The organism is Mesorhizobium sp. M0621 (assembly GCF_040320745.1).
GTDB lineage: Bacteria > Pseudomonadota > Alphaproteobacteria > Rhizobiales > Rhizobiaceae > Mesorhizobium.
Genome location: NZ_JAMYQF010000108.1, coordinates 1 through 4,872, shown reverse-complemented (window position 1 = coordinate 4,872; position 4,872 = coordinate 1). Strand labels below are relative to the sequence as shown.

Annotated in this window: 5 protein-coding genes and 4 pseudogenes; 2 read left to right on the top strand and 7 right to left on the bottom strand. The window is 61.5% G+C overall.

The features are described 5' to 3' along the window. Positions 1–135 precede the first annotated feature (135 nt). The 5 genes and pseudogenes from NKI38_RS33135 to NKI38_RS33110 form a co-directional block, all read right to left on the bottom strand. Positions 136–432 carry a hypothetical protein gene (locus NKI38_RS33135; RefSeq protein WP_352665056.1) on the bottom strand — a complete coding sequence of 99 codons (297 nt, stop codon included), beginning with the start codon at positions 430–432 and terminating at the stop codon, positions 136–138. 6 nt (positions 433–438) lie between these two features. Continuing rightward, positions 439–1,958: pseudogene (gene tnpC, locus NKI38_RS33125) on the bottom strand (IS66 family transposase). Between the two features lie 159 nt (positions 1,959–2,117). Beyond that, positions 2,118–2,465, bottom strand: coding sequence for an IS66 family insertion sequence element accessory protein TnpB (tnpB, locus tag NKI38_RS33120; protein WP_352665054.1), 348 nt, complete (start codon positions 2,463–2,465; stop codon positions 2,118–2,120). Next, on the bottom strand, positions 2,462–2,644 hold the full coding sequence (locus tag NKI38_RS33115) for a hypothetical protein (protein WP_352665052.1): 183 nt from the start codon (positions 2,642–2,644) through the stop codon (positions 2,462–2,464). Before NKI38_RS33115 ends, tnpB begins: the two co-directional genes overlap by 4 nt. 51 nt (positions 2,645–2,695) lie before the next feature. Next, positions 2,696–2,857, bottom strand: a complete 162-nt coding sequence (locus NKI38_RS33110; RefSeq protein ID WP_352665050.1) for a transposase — start codon at positions 2,855–2,857, stop codon at positions 2,696–2,698. On the opposite strand from NKI38_RS33110, the pseudogene NKI38_RS33105 reads away from it, so the two are divergent. After that, a pseudogene (locus tag NKI38_RS33105) lies at positions 2,856–3,332 on the top strand (IS110 family transposase); the annotation flags it as partial. The gene NKI38_RS33110 and the pseudogene NKI38_RS33105 overlap by 2 nt on opposite strands. A gap of 195 nt (positions 3,333–3,527) precedes the next feature. Further along, a pseudogene (locus NKI38_RS33100) lies at positions 3,528–3,650 on the top strand (transposase domain-containing protein); the annotation flags it as partial. Here the strand turns inward: NKI38_RS33100 and NKI38_RS33620 are convergent. Then, positions 3,603–3,725 (bottom strand): annotated as a pseudogene (locus NKI38_RS33620) (IS630 family transposase); the annotation flags it as partial. The pseudogenes NKI38_RS33100 and NKI38_RS33620 sit on opposite strands and share 48 nt — an antisense overlap. Before the next feature lie 109 nt (positions 3,726–3,834). Beyond that, positions 3,835–4,812, bottom strand: coding sequence for a tyrosine-type recombinase/integrase (locus NKI38_RS33095; protein ID WP_352665048.1), 978 nt, complete (start codon positions 4,810–4,812; stop codon positions 3,835–3,837). Positions 4,813–4,872 lie beyond the last annotated feature (60 nt).

The window sequence follows — 4,872 nt, the reverse complement described above, 5'->3', positions numbered from 1 at the left end:
ATGCTGGAACTTAGTCGATCGACCTGGCTGATTACATCGCTGTCGCCGGGGCGGTGAAAAGATGTCGAAGCATACGGTTCGCAGCGGTGACGTCGTACCCATCCGGTGAAGACCGCAGTTAGCTCAAGCCTGTTCCTAAAAGTTTGATCGGAGCGGCACGACTAGTTCTGCGGCTCTATCGCACAGCTTCGCCATCTTGCGATCGGACAGCGCCATATCCTCTGTGGCGATTTTGAAGAGATAGCCGGCGATGTCTTTTGCCGTCGCGTTTTCGTGGATCAGCATCCCGAGCACGACGTCGGCATAGTCGTCATATTCGTCCTTAGCTTCGGGAATGCCAGATATGCCGATCGGATCCCAATCGCGAAGCAATACATCGCGAACAAGAGCTCGGTTTTCGTCAGCCTGATCTCTGTCGGTTTTGTGAGCCATCAGAGCCTACGCAGCAACGGCTTTTACTGACGATGCCACCCAATTCCAGGGGAGCAATTGCTCCAGCCTGGAGATCGGCATGTCGGCGATGTGGGCGAGAACATCGGCCAGCCAGGCCTGCGGGTCGACGTCGTTGAGCTTTGCGGTGGTGATCAGGGTTGCCATGAAGGCGGCCCGATCAGCGCCGCGATCGGAGCCTGCAAACAACCAAGCTTTCCTGCCGAGAGCAAAACCACGCAACGCCCGTTCGGCGGCGTTGTTGGTGAGACAAATCCGGCCGTCGCCGAGGAAGGACGTGAAGCCATCCCAGCGCTTCAGTATGTAGTCGATAGGCTCGGCAACCGGAGAACTGCGCGACAGTTTGGCCCTCTCAGTTCGCAGCCAGGCCTCAAGTTCGGTGGCGAGAAGACGGCTTTCCTGCCGGCGTCGCTGCAGCCGTTCGTGGGCGGCAAGCCCGTTGATCCCGCGCTCGATGTCAAACAGGGCGTCGATGCGCTTGACGGCCTCAAGCGCAATCGGTGAGATCAGGGCGGCGTTCTTGCCGCGTTTGGCATTGGCGGCGATGTCGGCAAGCACGAAGAATTTGCGGCGCGCATGCGCCCAACACAGCGCCTGGGTCAGCGGACCGGGGTCACGGTCTGCCCTGAACAGCGGGTTGTAGCCGCTATAGGCGTCGGCCTGCAGAATGCCGCTGAAGCTCTTCAGATGACGCTCGGGATGTTCCTGCCGCCGATCGCGCGAGGCATAATAGAGCGCCGCCGGCGGCGACTGCCCACCGAAGGGCCGATCATCCCTGACGTAAGTCCAAATGCGCCCGTATCGGTCTTGCCGCGTGCCAGGATCGGCACGGTGGTGTCGTCACCATGCAGACGTTCGGCGGCAAGCACATGCGTTTCGATCAGCGCATGCACCGGCTTCAGTGTCGCGGCACAAGCTCCGACCTAGTCGGCCAGTGTCGAGAGGCTGAGGTCGATGCCCTCGCGGGCATAGCGCTCACTTTGCCGGTTCAGCGGTTGATGCTGAGCGAACTTCTCGAACAGGATCATGGCGAGGAGATTTGGCCCGGCGAAGCCGCGCGGCGTCACATGGAAGGGAGCCGGCGGCTGCGCGATCTTCTCGCATTCACGGCAAGAGAACTTCTCGCGCACAGTCTGGATCACCTTCCACTGGCGCGGGATCACCTCCAGCGTCTCGGTGATATCCTCGCCAAGCTTTGCCAGCTTGGCCGAACCACAGTACGGGGAGTTTGACGGTGCGGCGATGACCACGCGCTCACGCGGCAGATGGTCGGGAAAGGGCTTGCGCGACGGGCGCTTGCGCTCGAAGGCCCTGACCGTCGATGACCGTGCCGCCAGTTCCGCCGCCAGCTCGTCTTCGCCGGCGTCGGCTTCCAGTTCCTCGAGCTGCAACTCCATTTGTTCGAGAAGCCGGGCTTTCCGCTCCGAGCGACTGCCATGGATCTCGCGCTTCAGCTTCTCGATCTCCAGCCTGAGCCGCGCGATCAGCGCATCCGAGTGCGAGCTCATGGCCTGCGCGCGAGCGGCGAGTGCTTGTGCCTCCCGGCGGGCCGCACGCTCGGCCAGGATCATAACGTGCGCGCTGACAAGATCGTCAGGAAGCTGATCGGCCGCATCGGTCATGGCGCGATGGAATCATATTCGCTCCCGCCATGCCGGCGGTTTTGCTCATCCCGCCGAGCTTGGACGCCAGGTTTTTTGCGGCATCCGCCAGTCGATGCCTTCGAGCAAATAGCCGAGCTGTGCAGGCGTGATCACCACCGTGCCGTCGGCCGCCGATGGCCAGATGAAGCGGCCGCGCTCAAGCTTCTTCATGAATAGGCAAGCACCCTGCCCGTCGTGCCAGATCACCTTGATCAGGCCACCCTGCCGCCCGCGGAAACAGAACAGATGGCCGCTGTGCGGATCGCGCTTCAAGGTCTCCTGCACCATCAGCGAAAGACCCGGAAAACCTTTCCGCATATCCGTATAGCCAGTGGCGAGCCACACCTTCACACCGCGCGGAACCGGGATCATCGCCGCTCCAGAACATCGAGGATCCGGCCGAGCGCCTCGCTGTCGATATCACTCTCGACCCGCAGGCGGCGGGCGCCGCCAAGCTCGATCGTCACCATGCTGCTCTTCTTGCGCGGCCGGGAGATCGGCGATGGCGTCGCCGGCGGTTGCGGCGCTGGCAGCACCTCGACGACTTTCATGGGAACGAGCTGCGGCACGGACGGCGCGGAGATCTGGCAGAGCTCCTTGCGTCACCGGAAAAGCTGGCTCACATGGATGCCGGCCGACCGTGCAATCTCCGAAACACTGGCTACAGGCTCAAACGTCGCCGCGACCAGCCGCTCCTTCTCCTCGCGAGACCAGCGCCGACGCCGCTCGACCGATGTGATCACCTCGATCTGATGCTTCGTCATAGGGCTACTCCTAGTGCTTGCACTAGGACTTGCAGCCTTCAGCCTACCTCAGCAAGGCGGCCGTCACCGTGGGATACGTGACGTCGCTGGACTATGGGCACGGTTCTCTCAGCTCAAAGACAAGGTGCAGGCCCGAAGGGGGCAGGGCGTTCCAATCATCGTGATTCAAGAGGCGGGCCTCGACGACTTTTGGATCCACCGCTTGCTGCAGGACGGACGGGTCGAAAGCCACGTCGTTGCCGTCGCATCAATCGCGACGTTGCGCCGGCGTCGACGGGCGAAGACTGACAAGATCGACGGGGAAGCTCTGGTGCGCGCGTTGCTGGCGTATAAGCGAGGCGAGCTGCGGGTGTGCGCGATGGTTCGAGCACCGACCCCACAGGAGGAGGATCGCCGCCGAATCTGCCGCGAACGCAAGACGTTGACAGCGGAGCGGGTCGAGCACGTCAATCGGATCAAGGGGCTGCTCTTCGCCCCTCCTGGCGCTGGCGTGCCTTCGGACGACGGGCTGAGCATAGCATCTCGCTCAGCCTCCACGGACTTGATCTGCTGAAGCGTGAGTTCGAGTCGATCAAGTTCGCGGCCCGCCTGCCGTCGGTTGGAAAAGCTTCGGAACAATCCCTCCGACCACAGGACACCGGCGATTCCGGGCCAATCCCCTTCAAATGCTTCAACATTGCTGCAAACCTGCAAACTCAATGGCGTCGAGCCACTCGGCTATCTCGCCGACGTACTCACCAGGATCGTCAACGGCCATCCGAACAGCGCCTCGCTTGAGACGACGCTTGGATAGTTTGGCGAACAAGCCCTCGACGGCATTGAGCCACGAGCATGAGGTCCGCGGCGTGAAGTGGAAGGTGAAGCGCTGCCGACCGCCAAACTATGCCGAGCGCCTCTTACGATCATGGCGGTATGAAGCACTTTGCCCGCCATTTCGACCGAGAACCGGTTGTTGACACTCGGCATAGTTCTCGTGCTCAAAGGGCGTTCAGGAATTCAAGAAGTCGGTCATTCGGCCGAAATCGTTCGGCCTTTGCGCGTTCGTATGGCTTCAGCTTGGCAAGTTCGGATTCCTTCAGCTCAAGATGTGCGTGAAGATAGGTCAGCGTCGTTTCCATCGCCTCATGGCCCAGCCATAGGGCGATGGCCGAACAATCGACGCCCGCCTGCAGCAGCTCCATCGCAGCGCTGTGCCTCAAAACATGAGGCGACACCCGCTTCGAGCGGAGGGTGACGCAGTGTTCGCGAGCCTTAGCGACATGTTTGTTCAGCAGCGCCTGCACGCCGTCGGCGCTCAGCCTGCGGCCGTGCATGTTCGGAAAGAGAGCCGTTGCGCGCCGTTTCCTGGGCTCGTTGAGCCAGCCCCGAACGCTTGCTGCGCAACCTTGGTGAGCGGCGTACTTCGTTGCGGCCTTGCCAACGCATCGCACGTGGGCATCGTGCCCCAGCATGACCGAGTCCCGGTCGAGATCGATGATCTCCGAGACCCGCAAGCCCGTTTGCGCGGCCAGCAACAGCAGAGTGTGATCACGCCGTCCCAGCCATGTGTTGCGATCCGGACAGGCCAGGATCGCTTCAATTTCCGGCCTGGTAAGAAACTGAAGCTGTCGCTTGTCACATCGCTTGCTCGCGAGCACGCGTTGAATTTGAGCGCTATGGGCCGGCTCCTCGAAAGACGAGTATCGGAAGAAAAACCGAATGGCTGTGAGGCGGAGGTTCCGGGTTCTCACTGAGACGGATCGCAGTGTTTCGAGGTCATCCAGAAATGCGCCGATGAAAGGCGCGTCCAAATGAGCGAGGTGCTGAGCGAAGCAGCGCACATCGGTCATGCGGATGGACCAACTTGGTTGTCGGCCGATCAACGTCACCCACTTCATTGCCAGCGCGTGGGGATGGTCTCGGCGCCGCGCGCCTGCATGTAGGTAACGAAATTCGATAATCGTCGGCGGGGCCATGATACTTGTATCCAATCCTGGCGCATGCCCACATAGCGCTCAAGCGCTGTTCGAAGACGG